Genomic DNA, 19,833 nt, shown 5'->3' with positions numbered 1-19,833 from the left:
TTTTACCATTCGATTAAAATTCTTTGTGCAGAAAAACCAGGACCAAAGCTCAGCATTAAACCTTTTTCTCCTTTGGCAGGTTTTGAATCCAGAAAACGTTCCAAAACATATAAAACGGTGGCACTGCTCATGTTCCCGTAAAGGCGTAAAACTTCTTTGGTATCATTAATATTCTTTCCGAGTGCACCAAATAAACTTTCTACCATTTGTACAATTTTTTTGCCTCCCGGGTGAAAAATTAAATAATTAATGTCGTCGATCTTTAAATTTTGCTTTGCCAGAAAAGGATGGATAATGTCTGGGAAATGAGTTTCAATCGTTTGTGGTACTTCAATATCCAAAACCATTTTCAGTCCTGTGTTGGTGAGGTCAAAGCCCATCATGTGTTCCGCATCGTAAAAGTGGTACATTTCTTCGGCAATGATTTCAGGCCCTTCATCTTCTTCGTGAGAAGATAATAGCACACAAGCTGCACCATCTCCGAAAATAGCTGCACTTACAATGTTAGTCATCGAGAAATCGTTCAGCTGAAATGTTGCTGTTGGCGACTCTACTGCTACAACTGCTGCTCGTTTTCCAGGGTTTGCTTTTAAAAAGTTTTTGGCGTAGATCATTCCTGAAACGCCTGCGGCACAACCCATTTCTGTTACCGGAAGGCGAACAATATCTTGGCGGAGTTTTAATTGATTGATTAAATAGGCATCAAGAGAGGGAATCATGATTCCTGTACAGCTTACTGTGATTATAAAGTCAAGCTCTTGGGGTTTCCAGTTGGCTTTTTCCAAGGCATCGGTCAAACATTTAGCACCCAGTTTTATTCCTTCCCGGATATAGATTTTGTTCCTTTCTTCAAATGAAGCATCGCTGAAAACCTCTTCTGGGGACATGAAGGAATAGCGCTTATCAACCGCCGCATTTTCAAAAATCTTTTTTACTTTCCGGATAAACCGTTCATCCTGTCCGCTTAACCAGGCATCCAGGAATGGTACAATTTCTTCGGTGGCGCGGTTAAAAGGAGGTAAGGCTTTACTGACGGCTTTAATTTTTACGCTCATATTGATTTTATAATCCATTGGTAACGGAAAGCCCATCTCCATTGGATACTGAAACTTTCAAATTTTAATTCTGTTGAATATCGCTGCAGATCAGCTTTTTTAAATCCTCTTAAAATGGAAACCAGTCCATCTTTTCGAGACATTTCATTGAGGCTAAAAACAAAACAGATGGCATTGAATAAATAATAAGCCAGTTTGCTGCGGTGTAAATCATTAATCACTACTCCAAGATTAGCTTGCTGGTGAAATGAATTCATTAGGGCTAAAATTTCACTATCCTTAAAATGGTGCAGGGTTAATGTACATAAAATGATATCAAAATCTTTCGCTTTAAAGGCATCACTAAAAATATCCACACAGTCATAACTGATGTTTTCATAAGCTGCAGACAATCCCTCAGCGTGTTTGATGGTAAAAGCATTGGCATCAACCCCCGTCAGCTTAAAGCTAATTTTATTTTTTTGTCCGTAATCTGCTAATGTCCTCAGCATATCGCCGTTTCCACAACCTACATCCAAAATGGATATTTCCTTCTTATTCCGTTGGTTATTGATTAAAGTTTTAACACCATGTATGGTTACATTGTTTCCGCCAAGCAGTTTATTTATACTGGCAATTTTGTCAAGTGCATCTCTCAGGATTTCCCCTTCAAGGGCAAAGTCATCCATCAGCTCGGGCTCATCACTCCTGGTTTTGGTGTTTACTGGCATCTAACTTATAGTTATGGGTTTTCCGTGTGTCCGTTTAATTATTTTTGGTAAAAGTGCCGGGAATTTAGTGATGCAGTTTATCATAAAATCTGACAGGCTTTCATTTCTTAATAACCCTGAAAGGAGCTTGCCAGTTTTTAATCTTGAATTAAAATGGAGGTTCCATTCAAAGGTATAAGCATGCTCCAGATTTTTATGAGTGGAAATTTCTCCGTTAAAAAATTTTAGGATAAGTGTACTTGCGATTTGAGCGGCGTGGATAGCCATTCCCATTCCGTTACCACAGAGTGGATGGATCAACCCGGCGGTATCACCCACCATCAAAATATGGTTCTTAACGCTTTCTTTTTGTTCGAAAGAAATCTGACTGATGCTCAGGGGGGCATCAAAATGCATGGTGCTGTTTTCCAGAATCGCCCTCAGGTGTGGATTTTGATACAATACCTTTTCCTGATGTTCTTTGATGTTTTTATACTTTTTAAAAGAGGTGTAATTAACCAGGTAGCAAATGTTGATCAGCTGATGCTCTACTTTTGATACGCCGCAATAACCACCTTTAAAATGGTGCAAGGCAACGAGATCATTTGGGAAATCACCGCTATAATGTGCCTTAATCGCTAGCCAATCAGACTTTTCTTTAATAAAAGGGCGTTTAAGTTTAAGGTCTAAAGCTGATCTTTTACCGTAAGCTCCGATTGCGATGCGGCTTTTATAAGTTTTATCTTTTGTTATCACGTTGAAGATCTCATCCTTATAGACTATATCTAATACGGTATCCTGGAAGATGATGGCACCTGATTGTTTTGCCCTTTCCTGCAGGAAATAATCAAAGGTAAAACGACTCAATCCAAAGCCTCCTAAAGGCAAATCGGCATGAATCAGTGCACTTTTTGGTGTGCTCATTTCAAATTTAGTGATCTCTGTTGGATTTAAAACAGCAGGATTTGCACCTAACGCTGTGAGGTATGGCAAAACCTCGTTTGAGACGTACTCGCCGCAAACCTTATGGTGAGGATAGCCATCTTTCTCGATCACAATTACCGATTTTCCAGCCTGCGACAAATGAATGGCGCTAACCAATCCGGCAAGGCCCCCTCCAATAATAATTACATCTGCATCAAGCATGATGCAATTTATGGTAATTAAATGAAGAATGCCTGAACTTGAGTTTGATTATTAAATTACTGCTTTTACCGAAATGTACTCGTGGTGAACCGGAGGCTAATTGATCACTGTGATTAAAAATGGTCTTCTCCACAAATTTACATGATGAACCTATCTGTCACTCCGCTCTTCCATGTTTAGATCGGTATCGAACGGACTTTTCGTAAACGGATAGATAGATTGGTTGATAAAGCCTTTTGGATAGGAAGCCTCATGAACACCCGTGCCAGCTGGCCATTCGTTTTTAGGTAAATAATAAGTGCCGAACATCATATCAATAAAAGGAAAGATGGATGCAAAGTTATGCCCATAATATTTAGGATCTTCGCAGTGGTGCCAGTGGTGATACTGTGGCGTAGTAAAAATATATTTAAGCGGGCCGAAATTGATTCTGGTATTGGCATGGATTAACACGGCATGGATGGCGATGAAAATAATATACACGTTAAATACGGTTGATGAAAAACCAAATATGTAAAGTGGAATGAAGGTCATTGCCCTGGTGAAAAAGATATCAATAAAATGCGTTCGGCTTCCGGCTAACCAATCCATATTTTGTGTGGAATGGTGGATGGAATGAAAACGCCAAAGTGATACCCGCGTGTGGAAAAAACGGTGTGCCCAATATTGAAATAGATCTGTCGTAAAGAAAGCTAAAAATAATGCCACTATAAAAGGTAAGCCTTGTACCCAGGTGTGCAATTTATCTAATCCCATCCAGCCAAAAAACAGTACGGCGGGCTTTTGGGTGATGATACCAAAAAACTGGATGAACAAATGACTGATTACAAAATAGGTTAAATCAGTACGCCATTCTTCATGAAACTTGGTTTGCTCATTATTCTTTGGAAAAAATAATTCCAGCGGAACAAAAATGGCGACCATTAAGAGCAAATCCAGAATCATCCAGTCTAAACCAAAATGCCAGCTTGATTTGGCTACGTCTCTACCTTCAACACTCAAAGCACCAAAAATAACAGCCAGCGCCGCCAAGGCAAAACCTGGCCAGCCCCATTTGAGTTTTTTGCTTAAAATAATACTTAATGCAGCAAAGAAAAAGGAAGCGATTACACCGCCAAGCATGAGCATTTCCATACTGTCTTTAGTATAAATTTCTCTAAATTCTGGCGTGGTCAATTTTTCAGGGTAGTAAAAACAAAGAATTCCGAGCAACGCTAAAACAGCCAGGAAAATAGAAATATAACCACTGATCTGGCCTTGGCCAACCACTAATCGTTTATTAGGAGACATTATTTTGCATTTTGATGATAACAATTATAACAAAAAATAACTTTCTAATTCACCCTAATATTTTAATTCGGTTAATTAGTGAAGAATTGAAGTGTGTTTTAAAATGAGAATTGAGTATTAAGATTCTTGTATGCTAAGTGGTTCTAATAGCTGATTTACCAGAAAAAAAACATATATGAATTGCTGTAATTCATTCTAAAAAACATTTGTTCTTATTTAGGGTTGCTTTAACAGGCATCGTCATGTTGCAATGCTTTTCTTTTTTAAATAATCAGTAATTTTGAAAATACGATGATGCTACTTAACTATTTGCGCTTTTTACTGCTTCCTTTCTCTTTAATTTATGGTATTGCCATTACGCTTCGTAAAAAGCTTTACGATTCGGGGGTAATGCCTTCAGTTAAGTTTGAATTGCCAGTAATTTGTGTGGGTAATTTGGCGGTTGGTGGCTCAGGGAAAACGCCAACAACGGAGTATTTAGTCAGGTTATTGACAACTTATAAAGTTGCTATTTTAAGCAGGGGTTATGGCCGTAAAACAAAGGGATTTATATTGGCAGACGGTGATGCTACTGCAGAAAGCATTGGAGATGAGCCTTTACAATATTATCAAAAGTTTGATGGTGTAACGGTAGCGGTTTGTGAAGATCGGGTTAAAGGCATAGAAAAATTAAAGGAAAATCATGATCTGATTATTTTAGATGATGCCTTTCAGCATCGTCGTGTAAAAGCAGGATTAAATATTTTACTTTTTGAGTTTCGTAAATTGGGAACCTTGCAGTTTTTGCTTCCAGCTGGGAACTTACGTGATGTTTTTTCATCCAGAAAAAGAGCTGATGTTTTGTTGGTTACGAAATCACCTGTTCCGCTCTTGCATGTAGCACAACAAGCATCTATAAATGAACTGCAGCCTAATCAGGCGCAAAAGGTGCTACACAGTTATTTGAAATACGGGGATTTGAAACATCTCTATCTTCCTGAAAGTCGTTCACTAACGTCTATTAAAGATTATGAAATATACTTGCTAACAGGTATAGCGAATCCAGATCCTTTAATTGACGAGTTGGAAAAATATACCAAAACCATCAAACACGAAAAATTTCCAGACCATTATGCATTTAAAACAGCGGACATTAAAAAGTTTAAATCGGCTTTTGAATCGGGTAATGAAAAAGAAAAAATCATCATCACAACAGAAAAGGATAGCAAACGTTTAAATGCTGCGGGATTTAAAGATTTACTGGTAAATTTACCAGTATATTTTTTACCCATTGAGGTTGAATTATTTGAAGAAGATAAGATTACCTTTGATGAACTTATTTTGAACTATGTTAAGAGTAATAGAAGAAACCGTTGAGTATATTAAACGTAAAACTGAGAACTTTCAGCCAGAAATAGGTATTATTTTAGGCACTGGCTTGGGTGGATTGGTTAAGGAAATTGAAATCGAACATCAGTTGATGTATTCTAATATTCCTAATTTTCCAATTTCTACTTTAGAATTTCATAGTGGTAAGTTAATTTTTGGAACGTTAAACGGGAAGAAAATCATCGCCATGCAAGGGCGTTTGCATTATTACGAGGGTTATAGTATGCAGCAAATCACTTTTCCGGTTCGGGTAATGAAAGGTTTGGGCATCGAAAACTTAATCGTTTCAAATGCTGCAGGTTCTTTAAATCCTGAATTTAAAAAAGGTGATTTAATGATTATTGAAGATCATATCAATCTTCAACCAGAAAATCCTTTACGTGGTTTAATTGAAAGCTCACTTGGGCCTCGTTTTCCTGATATGAGCGAACCTTATAAGCGTGATATCATTGCTAAGGCGTTAAAGATTGCTGAAGCTGTAGAGGTAAAATGCCATAAAGGTGTTTACGTAGCAGTTTCTGGTCCGAATTTAGAAACCAAAGCCGAATATAAATATTTACGATTAATTGGAGGCGATGCCGTTGGCATGAGTACCGTGCCTGAAGTGATTGTTGCCAACCATGCAGGTTTGCCTGTGTTTGCCATTTCAGTTTTAACTGATGAGGGTTTTCCGGAAGATTTACAGCCCTTTAATTTAGATGAAATTTTAGAAGCTGCGGCGAAAGCGGAACCCAAAATGACAGAAATTTTAATCCGCTTAGTTGCTGAATTGTAGAATGGGTAGACTGGCTCAAATTTGTTTCTTCATCTTACTGCTTACGGGTATTAATAGGGCTTTTGCTCAGGATTTAAAAACCAGTATTAATAATAAAACGGAAGCAGATTCCATCAGGAAAAAACTCGATGGGAAAGATTCTGTTATCTATACTGCAAAATTTATCCGTTACACTAAACTTGGTTTAAGTAAGGATAGTATTGTATTACTGCCTCTTGATACTTCTACCACTAATATTCAGAATTATAGTCCGCTTTTACAGCCTCAGCATCCTACTATTAATAATGGAAATATGGGGCTTTCTGCCAGGCCATTACTTTATGAGCCTAGTAAAAGAATTGGTTTCGACGTGGGTTTTCATTCATTGGATTATTATGCCCTCACACCGGATGATATTGTTTATTATCAGGCCAGAGCACCATTCACCAGCTTATATTTAATTAGTGCCGGACAGAAAGAGCAGCTTTTTAAAATGATTCATAGTCAGAATATTAAAAAGAACTGGAATGTAGGCGTTAATTTTAACCGTGGTGATTCGCGTGGTTTTTACCGGAGGCAGCGTGGAGATAATTTAAATGTTGCTGTATTTTCATGGTATCAATCGCAAAGTAAGCGATATAACATGTGGGCATCAGTTATTTTTAATACCATGCGGGCTTATGAAAATGGCTCCAACAGTGATCCAGCAATATTTGAACCTGGCTATCAGAAGATAGAACGGAGTGCGGAAGTGGTTAATTTAAATACCGCCAGAAACATGTATCGTAAAAATACTTTGTTTTTAAAACAGACATATTATGTGGGCCGGATTGATACTTCGGCTAATGCCAACAATTCTGTTTTACCCACGAATAAAGTAACCTATACTGTAGAGTACAATAGCGATAACTATAGTTTCTTTAAAAATGAGCTTGATGTAAATGGTGTGATGCCGACAGGGCTGGCGGATGCTACCTTCACCAACGATTCGACGAAAGTAAAACACCTTAAGAATGAATTTATTTATAGCTTTTTTTTACGTCCGAAAAATTCTACGGTAATCAAAAATGAATTGAAGGTTGATGCTGGTATTCGTCATGATTATTATCAGCATCGGTTTTTAGGCTTTAAACCTGATGGGTTAACTTATGAAGAAAGTAAGTTCACTTATCAGAACGTTACGGTTTTAGGATCGGCCGGGTATCGTTTTTCAAATAATATAGATTTTAACCTTGATCTGCAACAAATCATTCAAGGAGAAAATGCTGGTGATTATCTATATGAGGCTAAAAGTAGAATTCTTTTAAGTAAAGCAGTAGGTAGGATCGAATTGGGCGCTTATGTGCAAAATCAATCTCCTGCGCAGCTTTTTAATTATTATCATGGTAACCATTACAGATGGGACAATACGGATTTTAAGAACACAAAAATTGCCAACCTATCTTTCAACTTTATTAATGATAAATATGAATTTACTGCTGGTGCGAAGTATTTTTTAACCAGCAATTATTTATATTTTGGTTTGGATGATAGCGATGGAACCAATGCTATAACACCCAGACAAGTAAATGGAGACATCAGCCTGATTAGGTTTGATATTTCAAAAAAATGGCGGTTTGGAAAATTTGTACTGGAAAATTATTTAGCTTATCAAAAAACAGATCAGAATGATATCTTAAGAACTCCTGAATTTTATACTTATAATAGTATTTATCTGAACAATACTTTCTTTAAGGTATTAAAGGCGAATATTGGATTTGATGTAAGGTATAATTCTGAGTATGCGAATTATTCATATTCACCAGCAACAGCACAATTTTATATTGGCAGCAATACGGTCTATCAATCAACACCTATTGTTGATTTCTTTTTGAAAGCAAATTTAAAAAGGGCTAATCTTTTTATTAAATATGATTTCATTAATCAGGGTTTATTTGTTCCGGGGTATTATACGGTTAACCGCTACCCGATGCAGGATGCTTTATTGAAGTTTGGTGTAAGCTGGAATTTTTACGATTAATTTTTAGCATTCAGAGCGTAGCGAAGAAACTTATTAATAAACCCTAGTAAAGTTCATATAAACGTATGCTAAGGCATAAGGAAAGTGAATTTTAGTGCTAATTGATAAAAAGATTCTTCATGCCTAAGAATGACAGCGAGGCAGTAAAAATACCAGAATGCTTCTTAAGCTTTGACAAATTAATAACGATCGTGAGCGAAATTCGTCCAAACCCCAATTTGTTGATTCATCTTCTTGAACTTGATTCAGGATCTTCATGAAGCTTCAATTATTGAATCCATAAAAAAAGCCGTTCTGAAATGAATCAGAACGGCTTTTTAAAATTTTAGCTTTCTTAGAAAGAATAACCAACTGAAAAACCTAATACGCGGTTAGTCAATTTGTTAGAGTTATCTTTTCTATCTTTAGGTGTTAAGTCTGTAAGACCTAAACCATAGTTAGCACCAACTGAAATACCTGAATTTAAACGGTAAGCTAAACCGAAGTTAGCACCAAATTCTGTACTGCTATAATTTTTGTCAGTAGCACTACCAAAAGATAAATCATTTTCACCCGAACTTGTGATCGTTGAGCTAGAGTTGTTTGTGTTATTAACTGCTGTAGCAGTAGATTCTAATTTGTTTTTTCCAGAAACATTGAAACCAATGTAAGGACCTGCACTGATTTGAATTGCTCCAGCATCGCCAGTTGGGATTCTGAACACGGCATTAACCGGAACCTCAATAGTCATTAAACTAGTTTTGTTACTTGATACAGTAGTTGTAGTGATGTTGTTAGCCGTTAGCGAGGTAGTTGACTCAAACTTAGCGCCCTTGTTTTGTAATGAAATTCCAGGTTGGATAAAAAAGTTATTACCCACACCAAAATCTGCAAAAGCTGTAACATTAAAACCAACATTGTCTTTTACATTATCGTTAAAAGCTTCGTTGCTGTTATCGCCACTTGAATGAAATCTAGCCAAGTTAACTCCTGCTTTAATTCCGAATCTAGCATCTGATCCTGTCATTGTTGTTGTTTGCGCAAAAGCACCTGTTGCCAATAATACCACTGATGCACTTAATAGTAACTTTTTCATAATATCTTTCTTAGATAAATAATCTTGTTTAAAATAATAAGGCCTAAACCTTTTGTTAATTAAAGCCTTCCTTCCAAAAGGTGTGCCAATTGTTTATTTCAAGAAAAATTTCAAAGCTAATATATTGTTCACCAGTGCTTTTTTACAATGATTTTAGATTGAAGCGCAATCTTAAGCTGGATTCCATACGTCTTTGTGAAGTGTATACAAATTAGGAATATGAATAAATTGGAGGAGTTAGTTCTTCTTTGGATGCCTGATTATGTTTTCTGTGGCTTTTTCTTTGCAGCCGGAAAAAGTACATTATTTAGGATAAGACGATAACCTGGCGAATTTGGATGCAAATTTAAATCCGTAGGCGGATCGCCAACGGCATGCTGATAATCTTCAGGATCATGCCCGCCGTAAAAGGTAAACTGACCCTTTCCTATTTCACCATGTAGATACCTTACTTCTGAGGCTCCTTTATTTTCTCCCAAAACGGTTACACTGGGTTTTACCAGACTCTTTTTAAATGCGGTTGTTTGCCCCATGAAACCCTTAATTACTTTATCATGATTTTGCGTGAGCATGGTTGGAACCAAATCCCACTTTGCTGAGAAATCAAATAAGGTGAAATAATCATTACTTTGATTTAGTGTTCTGAACTGGGTAACATCAATGTCCGAAAATTCGTAGTTCATAGGGTTATTATCCAATTTGAAATTTTGAAAGGCAAGCGTTTTATTAAAATCAAGTTTAGACTGTGCGTTTGGATCAGCGCCATCGCCATCAAACATCTGAGCACAAATATCTACACCTTCAGCAGCTAGGGCAATGTCAAAACTATCTGTTCCGGAGCACATGGCGAACATAAAACCACCGCCAGCACAATATTCTTTAATGTGTTTAGCAACGGCGAGCTTCATTTCAGAAACCTTTTTATAACCCAGTCTTTTGGCCAGTGATTCCTGATTCTTAACATCATCCTGATACCATTTAGCATACCTGAAATTAGACCAGAACCGACCATATTGCCCGGTGAAATCTTCATGGTGCAGGTGCAGCCAATCATATTTACTTAATTTATCCTGGATAATGTCGTCATCATAAATAACATCATATGGGATTTCTGCATAAGTTAATACGAGGGTTACCGCATCATCCCAGGGCAATTTACTTTTAGGTGAATACACTGCAATTTTAGGTGTCTTCTCTAATTTAACCATTTCCATATTAACGGATGGATCGCTAATTTCATTTAAAAGATTAATCACCTTGCTGTCGGCCATTACCTCATATGAAACGCCTCGGATTTTTAATTCATCTTCAACATTTTTATTGTATTTAATCAGGAAGCTTCCTCCTCGATAATTTAAAAGCCAATCTACTTCTACTTGTTTGCTAATTGTCCAATAGGCTATGCCATAAGCTTTCAAATGGTTTTTCTGGTCTTCATCCATATAAATTAACAGGGAAGATGCCCGAACGCCAAAGGTGCAAAGCAGACAAAATAACAGGATATAATGTTTCTTTTTCAAAATGATGTTACTTAAAATACTAAAATACCTCATTTAAATTGGTTAGAAAAATTTAATGGTATCAGATGTAATACAATTTTGTTATTTTTGCCTTTTACTTAAAAAAACTGAACTGTTTTTTTAAGCGTCGAATTATAAATTTAGTACCAAAATTGATATGAGTAAAGCAATAATAAAAACCGAAAAAGGAAATATGACTGTTGAGTTCTTTGAACAAGATGCTCCTAAAGCAGTTGCAAACTTTAAAAAATTAGCCAATGAAGGCTTTTATGATGGGGTAACTTTCCACCGTGTAATTCCTGATTTCATGGTTCAAACTGGCTGCCCGAATTCTAAAGATGGTGCTACTGGTATGCCAGGCACTGGTGGCCCGGGTTACAAGATTGATTGTGAGCTTGATGGCGAAAATCAATATCATGATCGTGGTGTGTTATCAATGGCTCATGCTGGTCGCAATACAGGTGGTTCTCAGTTTTTTATCTGCCATAGCAGAACGAATACTGCACATTTAGACCGTAACCATACTGTTTTTGGTAAAGCAGTTGAAAATGTTGACCTTGTAGATGATATCCGCCAGGGAGATAAAATTTTAGGTATTGAAATAGTTGAAGATTAGTAAAAAGATGCGGGATGTGAGGTATTAGATTCGAGATATTATTCTCCGATTTGAATTTCTTTCTCAGTTAAATAATTAGATAATAGATTTGGGTATTTTATTTGAGCGATTTCGCACATCTTATTTCTCAAATCTCACATCTCAAAAAAAGATATTATGAATTTAAGAGGAATTGTTGCCGTATCTGGCAGACCTGGTTTATTTAAACTGGTTGGACAAAATAAAGTAGGTTATATTTTAGAGGGTTTAGATGCTCAGAAAACTAAAGTAGTAGCAAATATTACCAATACAAAATTAGCTTCATTAGAAGATATTACAGTGTATGGTGAAGATGAAGAAATCAAGTTATCTGATATTTTTGCTAAAATTTCTGAAAAAGGAACTACACCAGATTTAAAAGGTGATTTACGTTCATATTTTTTAGAAGTTGCTCCTGGTCATGATCAGGAAAAAGTTTATGCTTCGGATATGAAAAAAATCATCACCTGGTATAACTTATTGAAAGATTTGCCATTATTTACAGAAGATACTCCTGAAACTCCAGGTTCTCCGGCTGAGGTTAGCCTGGCGGAGGAAAAAGTTGCAGCAGATAAAAAACAAAAATCTGCAAGCGCTAAAGGTTCAGCAAGTGCTAAAGCAAGTACAAAAACTTCTGCACCGGCTAAAAAAGCAAGTATGACAAGCAAAAAAGGCGTTTAAGCTTTTATTTGAATGTAGTTAAAAACACCAGGCTTATTGTCTGGTGTTTTTTTATGTCTTGATTTTAGAAGAAATAGTATAAAATAGCTACAATCACAATGGATACGATGATGCTGATCCAAAGCATTCTGCTGTTTCCACTTTGATTACTTCTAAACCTGTATTGTCTTTTATATTTATCTAACATATTCGTTTTTTTATTTAATGATGATGTTTGGCGCATTATTCCACACTATTCATGTTTTGTGATTAAAACCTAATATTCTTCTCCTATTTAGGCATGATGATATGGCTCGCCTTTTAAGATACTGAATCCACGGTACAATTGTTCTACAAAGAACAAACGGATCATTTGATGCGAAAAGGTCATGTCTGAAAGTGAGATTAGTCCATTTGCTCTTTTGTAAATGCCATCATCAAAGCCATATGGACCGCCGATGATAAAAATCAGATGTTGAACACTTCCAATCATTTGTTTATTCAAATAATCAGAAAATGCTATTGAAGAATATTTTTTTCCTTTTTCATCTAATAAAATAACAACATCGCCATTATTGATTTGTTTGTGCAATAATTCTGCTTCCTTGCTTTTTTGCTGTGCTTCACTTAGGTTTTTCACATTCTTAACATCAGGGATAGCTAAAAAGCTGAAATTAATATAATGCTTCAAACGGTTAATGTATTTATCAATACCTTCAATTAAATATTTATCCTCAGTTTTGCCAATGGCTATTAAAGTAATCTTCATTTAATATTTTGCTATCTTTAGAATTTTCAGCGATTCAAAGATAATGTTAAAAACACAAGCACAAATAATATCTGGTTATAGTCAAAAAATTACTGAAGTAACGGACCGCATTGATCAGACCAAAAACCAAATAGATCAACTCTCTTTGGTTAGAATAGGACTCTTTCTGATAGAAATTCTATTTTTCGTTTTGCTTTTAAATTCTGCCGATGATAGCTGGAGAACACTTCTTCAAATTTTGCTCTTATTACCTGTTCTTGTCTTTGCTTATATCGTTAAAAAGCAAAGTAAGCTGGATCGGGAGATTGAGTATCAAAAAGAACTGTTGTGGGTGTATCAAAATGAATGGAACATTTTAAATGGTAAGACAAATGGTTATGACGATGGTAAATCATTTGAATCAGAATCTCATCCTTATTCTTCTGATTTGGATATTTTTGGAAATGCATCGCTTTATGGATTTTTAAACAGGTGTTACACTAAAAATGGTCGGGAATTGCTGGCTAAAAGTTTAGCAGAGAAATCATTTAGGAGCAGGATTATAGATAGGCAGGAAGCCGTAAAAGAAATGCAAACTAAAATTGAAGATACCTTCGATTTCAGGGCAAATCTGCATGGGCACGATGTTGAAAAAATTGAACAGATTAAAATTCAGCTCAAATTTCAACTTGGTGAACAGTTGAGTTTCATTAGGAATAAGATATTAAAATCTTATGTAGCCATTACACCTTACATTTCTGGATTAATATTTTTGGCTGCAATATTTTTAAGCGGTACCTTTTGGAATGTACTTACCATCTATATGATCGTTAATATAGGTGTTACTGTATTGCAAAACTCAAAAATAGATAAGGTGTTTTATAGTTTTGGAGGCAGTTCCAGTTTACTGAATGGTTATGCTGATGCGATTTTATGGACGGAGAATCACCCTTGGACGAGTACTTATATCCAAGCACTATTTCATTCAAAAGTTCCCGTTAGCCAAGAGATTAAGGGGCTATCTAAAATTATACAACGTTTTGATACCAGGTTAAATGTTGTAGTGGGTACAGTACTTAATGCTTTGTCTTTATGGGATCTTAAATGTTGCATCCAACTGAATCAATGGTATCAATCTTCATCAAATGATGTGATTTCGGCGCTTAACCACTTAGGTGATTTTGAAGAATTAATCTCTTTGGCTACTTCAGCACATAATGAACCAGAATGGATTTTTCCAGAAATTACAGATGCCTTTACCTTAACTACCACAGCTGTTGGACATCCTTTAATTTCCCCAGAAATAAGAATCACCAATTCCTTTACTTTAGAAGCGAGGCCTACAGTAGATATTGTAACTGGTTCTAATATGGCTGGAAAAAGTACATTCCTCCGTACATTGGGTATTAACATGGTACTGGCTTATGCTGGAGCACCAGTATGTGCACAATCAATGAGTCTTTCCGTTTTTTCGATCAATACCTATATGCGAATTAAAGATTCGCTGAATGAAAGTACCTCTACTTTTAAAGCGGAACTGAACCGTTTAAAAATGATTTTAGATCATGTTGTAAGTGATAAAGATACTTTTGTATTAATTGATGAAATGTTGCGGGGAACGAATAGTCGTGACAAATACCTGGGGTCAAAGGTTTTTGTAGAAAAACTAATTGCAGAAGGCACACCTGCACTCTTTGCTACCCACGATTTGCAATTGGCTGATCTTAAAAATGATCACGAACAGACGCTTCGAAATTTTCATTTTGATATTCAAATTGCTGATGGCGAAATGAAATTCGACTATAAATTGAAAGAAGGTCCTTGCGCTACATTTAATGCTGCAATTTTGCTGAAAGAAATTGGGTTAACTTTAGAATAATTTACTTCTTGTGGTCAGATCGTTAAATATAGAATCGCAGGAAATAATATGTTTATCTGTTTAAACCGGTTAAAAAAATCTTTATACAATCTCAATTGTTAATGATTTCTTAATAGTAAACTTGCAATTTACGCTCAATCAATTGATAAGATGATTAAAGCAAGTGATTTTGGTAATGATTTTTCCTGGGGTGTGGCTACAGCAGCAACACAGATAGAGGGTGCTGCACAGCTGTATGGCAAAGGCCCTTCCATCTGGGATACCTTTTCTGCCAGAAGTGGAAAAATTAAAAAGGGACATAAATTAGATATTGCCTGCGATTTCTATCATCGATATCGCGAAGATATCCAATTGGTTAAACTTTTAGGTTTTAAGGTCTTTCGGTTTTCTATAGCTTGGGCAAGAATTTTACCCGATGGGAGAGGTGAAGTTAATCAGGAAGGGATCAGATTTTATCATAATTTGATTGACGAGTGTCTTACCCAGGGCATTACCCCATGCATTACTTTATATCATTGGGATTTACCTCAGGCATTGGAAAATGAAGGTGGGTGGACGAGTTTCAGTATTAATGCCGCATTTAATGCTTTTGTGAGCCTTTGTGCTGCTGAATATGGAGATAAGGTAAAGAACTGGTTGGTGTTAAATGAGCCTTTCGGATTCACATCATTGGGTTATATGCTGGGTATTCATGCACCTGGCAGAACCGGATTAAGCAATTTTTTTCCTGCCGTTTTGCATACTGCCATTGCACAGGCAGAAGGCGGGAAGATTCTTCGTGCTGAAATTCAAGGTGCCAATATAGGTACCACTTACTCTTGCTCTGAGATTATTCCTTATACCCAAAGTGATAATGATCTCCTGGCTGCGAAGCGGGTAGATTGTTTGATGAACAGGTTATTTGTTGAACCAGCCCAGGGTTTAGGATTCCCAACAGAAAACTGGGATGTGCTGGAGAAATTTCAAATTGAATATGGTACCTGGCGATTGAATGAACGGATGAAGTTTGATTTCGACTTTATTGGCTTGCAGAATTATTTCCCTTTAACCATAAAATACAACGCCTTTATTCCTGTTATTCAGGCTTGGGAAGTTAAAGCAAAGAGCCGCAAAAAACCACACACCGCAATGGGCTGGGAAATTAATGCTGATAGTTTTTACAGGATTATTAAACAGTTTGCTGCTTATCCAAATATTAAAAATTTAGTAATTAGTGAAAATGGTGCTGCTTATCATGACAAGATAACAGATGGAAATATTGTAGATGCTGAACGGATTGAATACTTCGAGCTTTATCTAAGTGCTTTGTTAAAGGCAAAGAAAGAGGGAATCAATATTACTGGTTATATGGCCTGGACTTTAATGGATAACTTTGAGTGGGCGGAGGGTTTTAATGCCCGCTTTGGTTTGGTTCATACCGATTTTAAAACATTAACCAGAACGATTAAATATTCAGGTTACTGGTGGCAGGAGTTTCTGAGGAATTAGGTTTTTTATTTCCCGCTGATTCGGAGATGATAAGCGCAGATTTAAAAGGATCGATAGGTTTATTAAGGAATTCTTTACGGCTCATTGCTATCCATCATGTCCTTACTCAACTCATTTTATAGTTAGGCGTTGATCTGTGTTGATCAGCGATTTTATTTTTTTAAATCTGCGGGAGAAACCATTTTAAGTAATAATCATTAGAAAATGATGTTTGTATTCCCCGCTGATTTTTGGAGATGATAAGCGCAGATTGAAGATTATAGCATCGTGTATAGTTGTACATTATTTTCCCGCTGATTTTTGGAGATAAGAAGCGCAGATTTAAATGGATGTGGTGGAGATTTTGACGATATTATAATTGCCAACATCTATAATTTCTTAAATAATAACTATTTTAACGCTATGAGCGATAAAACTATAGTGCATAGTACATATTATAATTCAATGGAAGCCAATATTATTAAATCCAGACTGGAGGATAGTGGTTTTGCTTGTTTTCTTGCAGATGAAAATGTTGCAACGCTTAATCCACTTTATAATCAGGCAATTGGCGGGGTAAAGCTTATTGTATTTGAAAAAGATGTACTGGCTATAAATGAATTGTTAGCTATAGAATATCCAGTACTTGATCAGCAAGAGTTTAGTGAATATACACCTGAAGAAACTGCAGGTGTAGCCTGCGAAAAATGTGGTTCACTCAATGTGAGTTATGGGATAGCAACACAAGATAAGCACAGTTCATTGGTAAAAATTTTAGCCTTAATATTACTCGTGCTTCCATTCTTCGCAAAGAAATGCTACCATTGTTATGACTGTGGTTATGAGTTTAAATAATGATCAAACATTCATTTTATAGTTAATTGTTGATCTGTGTTGATCAGCGATTTTTATTATTTTAAATCTGCGGGAGAAACCTTTTTAAGTAATAATAATAATTAGAAAGTGATATTTGTTATTTTCCGCTGATTTTGAAGATAAGAAGCGCAGATTTAAAAGGATAGGATATTAAAATAACATGATTTATCAAAAAATCCCGTTCTGATTTTACTCAAAACGGGATTTGTTATATAAACTCCAGGCTCTCGACTGAAGGCTTCAGACTTAATTAAAGCGCCGCTTTTGCAGCAGCTTCAGCTCTGATAATGTTCAATGCACCACCGGCTTTAAACCAATCGATTTGTTGTGCATTATAACTGTGGTTAACCTGGAAAGATTCTTCAGTGCCATCTGCATGATGTAAAACCAACGTTAATGGTTGATCTGGAGCAAATTCAGTTAAGCCTAAGATGTCAATTTTATCATCCTCAAGGATTTTATCATAATCATCTTTGTCAGCAAAAGTTAAGCCCAACATACCTTGTTTCTTAAGGTTAGTTTCGTGAATACGTGCAAAAGATTTTACCAATACCGCACGAACACCTAAATGACGAGGTTCCATAGCTGCGTGTTCACGAGATGAACCTTCACCATAATTTTCATCACCCACTACAATTGAACCAATGCCAGCTGCTTTGTAATCACGTTGTGTAGCCGGAACAGGACCGTATTCACCCGTTAATTCGTTTTTAACATTATCTGTCTTATCATTGAAGTAGTTCACTGCTCCAATTAACATATTGTTAGAAATATTATCTAAGTGACCACGGAACTTTAACCATGGACCAGCCATAGAAATATGATCTGTTGTACATTTTCCTTTGGCCTTAATTAAAAGATTTAAACCTTTTAAGTCAGTACCTTCCCAAGGTGTAAAAGGATCTAGTAATTGCAAACGGTGCGAAGATGGAGAAACTAAAACTTCTACCGAAGAACCGTCTGTAGCTGGTGCCTGATAACCTGCATCTTCAACTGCAAAACCTTTTGTAGGTAATTCATCACCGGTAGGTGGATCTAATTTGATTTGTTCCCCTTTGTCGTTGGTTAATGTATCCGTTAATGGATTGAAACCTAAATCTCCAGCGATTGCGATAGCAGCAACCATTTCTGGTGAGGCTACGAAAGCGAAAGTATTCGGGTTACCATCAGCACGTTTAGCAAAATTTCTGTTAAACGAGTGTACGATTGTATTTTTCTCTGCTTTTTCTGCTCCTGTTCTGTCCCACATCCCAATACATGGTCCGCAGGCATTAGTGAAAATGGTCGCATTTAAATCTTCGAAAGTTTTTAAATAACCATCACGGTCAGCCGTATAACGTACCTGTTCAGATCCTGGGTTAATTCCAAATTCTGCTTTAGTTACCAAACCTTTTGAAATGGCCTGATTTGCGATTGATGCTGCTCTTGATAAATCTTCATACGAAGAGTTGGTACAAGAACCAATTAAACCCCATTCTACTTTTAAAGGCCAGCCATTTTTCTCTGCCTCCACTTTCATTTGAGAAACAGGAGTAGCTAAATCTGGTGTAAAAGGACCATTTAAATATGGCTCTAATTCATCAAGATTGATTTCAATTACCTGATCAAAATAGTTTTCAGGATCAGCATAAACTTCGCTATCACCCGTTAAATATGCTGCAATTTTATTAGCCTCATCAGCTACTTCATTTCTACCTGTAGCACGTAAATAACGTTCCATGCTTTCATCATAACCGAAAGTAGAAGTAGTTGCACCGATTTCAGCGCCCATATTACAAATGGTACCTTTACCTGTACAGCTTAAGTTGATTGCACCATCGCCAAAATATTCTACAATTGCACCAGTACCACCTTTTACAGTTAAAATACCAGCCACTTTTAAAATAACGTCTTTAGCAGCAGTCCAGCCGTTTAATTTACCTGTAAGCTTAACACCGATTAACTTTGGAAATTTTAGTTCCCATGGTAAACCAGCCATTACATCACAAGCATCAGCACCACCAACACCAATGGCTACCATACCCAAACCACCAGCATTTACGGTGTGTGAGTCGGTTCCAATCATCATTCCACCTGGGAATGCATAATTTTCTAAAACTACCTGGTGAATAATACCAGCTCCTGGTTTCCAGAAACCGATACCATATTTATTTGATACAGATGATAAGAAATCAAAAACTTCAGCACTTTCAGTTCTGGCATGCGGTAAATCTATTGATGCACCTTCTTTTGCCGTAATTAAGTGATCACAGTGAACGGTTGAAGGAACAGCCACTTGTGGGCGACCAGCTTGCATAAATTGCAAAAGCGCCATTTGGGCGGTAGCATCCTGCATTGCAACACGGTCTGGTGCGAAATCTACGTAATCCGTTCCGCGTGAAAATGCTTTTTTAGGATCGCCATCCCAAAGGTGAGCATACAATATTTTTTCTGATAATGTTAAAGGTCTGCCAACTACTTTACGGGCTGCATCAATGCGGCTTGGGAAGTTTGCATACACCTTTTTAATCATGTCTATATCAAAAGCCATCGATTTTTATTGGTTAAAAGGTAATACTTCTATTCTAATAGCTGCGAATTTACAAAAAAAAAGCACCTGTTCCGGTCATCCTTAGATCATTGTATTATTTGGAAGTGTTCTAAATAATAGCG

At 36.5% G+C, this 19,833-nt stretch carries 17 protein-coding genes; 8 read left to right on the top strand and 9 right to left on the bottom strand.

Annotated features, from left to right (window positions below; all coding sequences use genetic code 11):
* Window positions 1–2: 2 nt before the first annotated feature.
* The 4 genes from EV200_RS05680 to EV200_RS05665 all read right to left on the bottom strand — a co-directional run bounded on the left by EV200_RS05680 (window position 3) and on the right by EV200_RS05665 (window position 4,180).
* Window positions 3–1,055, bottom strand: coding sequence for a type III polyketide synthase (locus EV200_RS05680; RefSeq protein WP_132530049.1), 1,053 nt, complete (start codon window positions 1,053–1,055; stop codon window positions 3–5).
* Entirely contained in the window at window positions 1,052–1,765 is a 714-nt protein-coding gene (locus EV200_RS05675; RefSeq protein WP_132530047.1) for a methyltransferase domain-containing protein, read from the bottom strand. Before EV200_RS05675 ends, EV200_RS05680 begins: the two co-directional genes overlap by 4 nt.
* Window positions 1,766–2,890 (bottom strand): NAD(P)/FAD-dependent oxidoreductase, encoded by a 1,125-nt coding sequence (locus tag EV200_RS05670; RefSeq protein ID WP_132530045.1) that lies wholly within the window; start codon window positions 2,888–2,890, stop codon window positions 1,766–1,768.
* Window positions 2,891–3,040: 150 nt separating this feature from the next.
* Complete coding sequence (locus tag EV200_RS05665; RefSeq protein ID WP_132530043.1) at window positions 3,041–4,180, bottom strand: sterol desaturase family protein; 1,140 nt, start codon at window positions 4,178–4,180, stop codon at window positions 3,041–3,043.
* Window positions 4,181–4,471: 291 nt separating this feature from the next.
* Between EV200_RS05665 and lpxK the strand changes: the two genes are divergently transcribed.
* The 3 genes from lpxK to EV200_RS05650 are packed head-to-tail and all read left to right on the top strand — an operon-like array spanning window position 4,472 to window position 8,322.
* A complete protein-coding gene (gene lpxK, locus EV200_RS05660; RefSeq protein ID WP_229676780.1) occupies window positions 4,472–5,536 on the top strand; it encodes a tetraacyldisaccharide 4'-kinase in 1,065 nt (354 codons plus the stop codon).
* Window positions 5,508–6,323 carry a purine-nucleoside phosphorylase gene (locus tag EV200_RS05655; protein ID WP_132530041.1) on the top strand — a complete coding sequence of 272 codons (816 nt, stop codon included), beginning with the start codon at window positions 5,508–5,510 and terminating at the stop codon, window positions 6,321–6,323. The genes lpxK and EV200_RS05655 overlap by 29 nt, the downstream gene beginning before the upstream one ends.
* 1 nt (window position 6,324) lies before the next feature.
* Window positions 6,325–8,322 (top strand): putative porin, encoded by a 1,998-nt coding sequence (locus EV200_RS05650; protein ID WP_229676779.1) that lies wholly within the window; start codon window positions 6,325–6,327, stop codon window positions 8,320–8,322.
* A 334-nt stretch (window positions 8,323–8,656) separates the two neighbouring features.
* Here EV200_RS05650 and EV200_RS05645 read toward each other — a convergent pair whose 3' ends face one another.
* Both EV200_RS05645 and EV200_RS05640 read right to left on the bottom strand, forming a co-directional pair.
* A complete protein-coding gene (locus tag EV200_RS05645; protein ID WP_132530039.1) occupies window positions 8,657–9,397 on the bottom strand; it encodes a porin family protein in 741 nt (246 codons plus the stop codon).
* A gap of 260 nt (window positions 9,398–9,657) precedes the next feature.
* On the bottom strand, window positions 9,658–10,839 hold the full coding sequence (locus EV200_RS05640) for an asparagine synthetase B (protein WP_132530668.1): 1,182 nt from the start codon (window positions 10,837–10,839) through the stop codon (window positions 9,658–9,660).
* Window positions 10,840–11,074: 235 nt separating this feature from the next.
* Here EV200_RS05640 and EV200_RS05635 point away from each other — a divergent pair, with 235 nt between their 5' ends.
* Both EV200_RS05635 and EV200_RS05630 read left to right on the top strand, forming a co-directional pair.
* Complete coding sequence (locus EV200_RS05635; protein ID WP_132530037.1) at window positions 11,075–11,533, top strand: peptidylprolyl isomerase; 459 nt, start codon at window positions 11,075–11,077, stop codon at window positions 11,531–11,533.
* A 156-nt stretch (window positions 11,534–11,689) separates the two neighbouring features.
* Window positions 11,690–12,232 carry a DUF5606 family protein gene (locus EV200_RS05630; protein WP_132530035.1) on the top strand — a complete coding sequence of 181 codons (543 nt, stop codon included), beginning with the start codon at window positions 11,690–11,692 and terminating at the stop codon, window positions 12,230–12,232.
* Window positions 12,233–12,296: 64 nt separating this feature from the next.
* Here EV200_RS05630 and EV200_RS22070 read toward each other — a convergent pair whose 3' ends face one another.
* Both EV200_RS22070 and rlmH read right to left on the bottom strand, forming a co-directional pair.
* On the bottom strand, window positions 12,297–12,419 hold the full coding sequence (locus EV200_RS22070) for a hypothetical protein (RefSeq protein ID WP_262707925.1): 123 nt from the start codon (window positions 12,417–12,419) through the stop codon (window positions 12,297–12,299).
* 87 nt (window positions 12,420–12,506) lie between these two features.
* The gene (rlmH, locus tag EV200_RS05625) at window positions 12,507–12,980 is read right to left on the bottom strand and encodes a 23S rRNA (pseudouridine(1915)-N(3))-methyltransferase RlmH (protein WP_132530033.1); all 474 of its coding nucleotides are present in this window, start codon (window positions 12,978–12,980) and stop codon (window positions 12,507–12,509) included.
* A 43-nt stretch (window positions 12,981–13,023) separates the two neighbouring features.
* Here rlmH and EV200_RS05620 point away from each other — a divergent pair, with 43 nt between their 5' ends.
* From EV200_RS05620 to EV200_RS05610, 3 genes are all read left to right on the top strand, one after another.
* Entirely contained in the window at window positions 13,024–14,838 is a 1,815-nt protein-coding gene (locus EV200_RS05620; protein ID WP_132530031.1) for a MutS-related protein, read from the top strand.
* A gap of 150 nt (window positions 14,839–14,988) precedes the next feature.
* Window positions 14,989–16,326: a GH1 family beta-glucosidase gene (locus EV200_RS05615; RefSeq protein ID WP_132530029.1), complete on the top strand. Its 1,338-nt coding sequence runs from the start codon at window positions 14,989–14,991 to the stop codon at window positions 16,324–16,326.
* A gap of 300 nt (window positions 16,327–16,626) precedes the next feature.
* The gene (locus EV200_RS05610) at window positions 16,627–17,160 is read left to right on the top strand and encodes a DUF2007 domain-containing protein (RefSeq protein WP_229676778.1); all 534 of its coding nucleotides are present in this window, start codon (window positions 16,627–16,629) and stop codon (window positions 17,158–17,160) included.
* 271 nt (window positions 17,161–17,431) lie between these two features.
* Here EV200_RS05610 and EV200_RS05605 read toward each other — a convergent pair whose 3' ends face one another.
* Complete coding sequence (locus EV200_RS05605; protein WP_132530027.1) at window positions 17,432–19,711, bottom strand: aconitate hydratase; 2,280 nt, start codon at window positions 19,709–19,711, stop codon at window positions 17,432–17,434.
* Between the last annotated feature and the right edge of the window lie 122 nt (window positions 19,712–19,833).

Source organism: Pedobacter psychrotolerans (assembly GCF_004340665.1).
In the GTDB taxonomy this organism is placed as follows: Bacteria; Bacteroidota; Bacteroidia; order Sphingobacteriales; family Sphingobacteriaceae; genus Pedobacter; species Pedobacter psychrotolerans.
The sequence above is the reverse complement of the archived record's forward strand: the minus strand, read 5'-3'. Positions and strand labels throughout refer to the sequence as shown.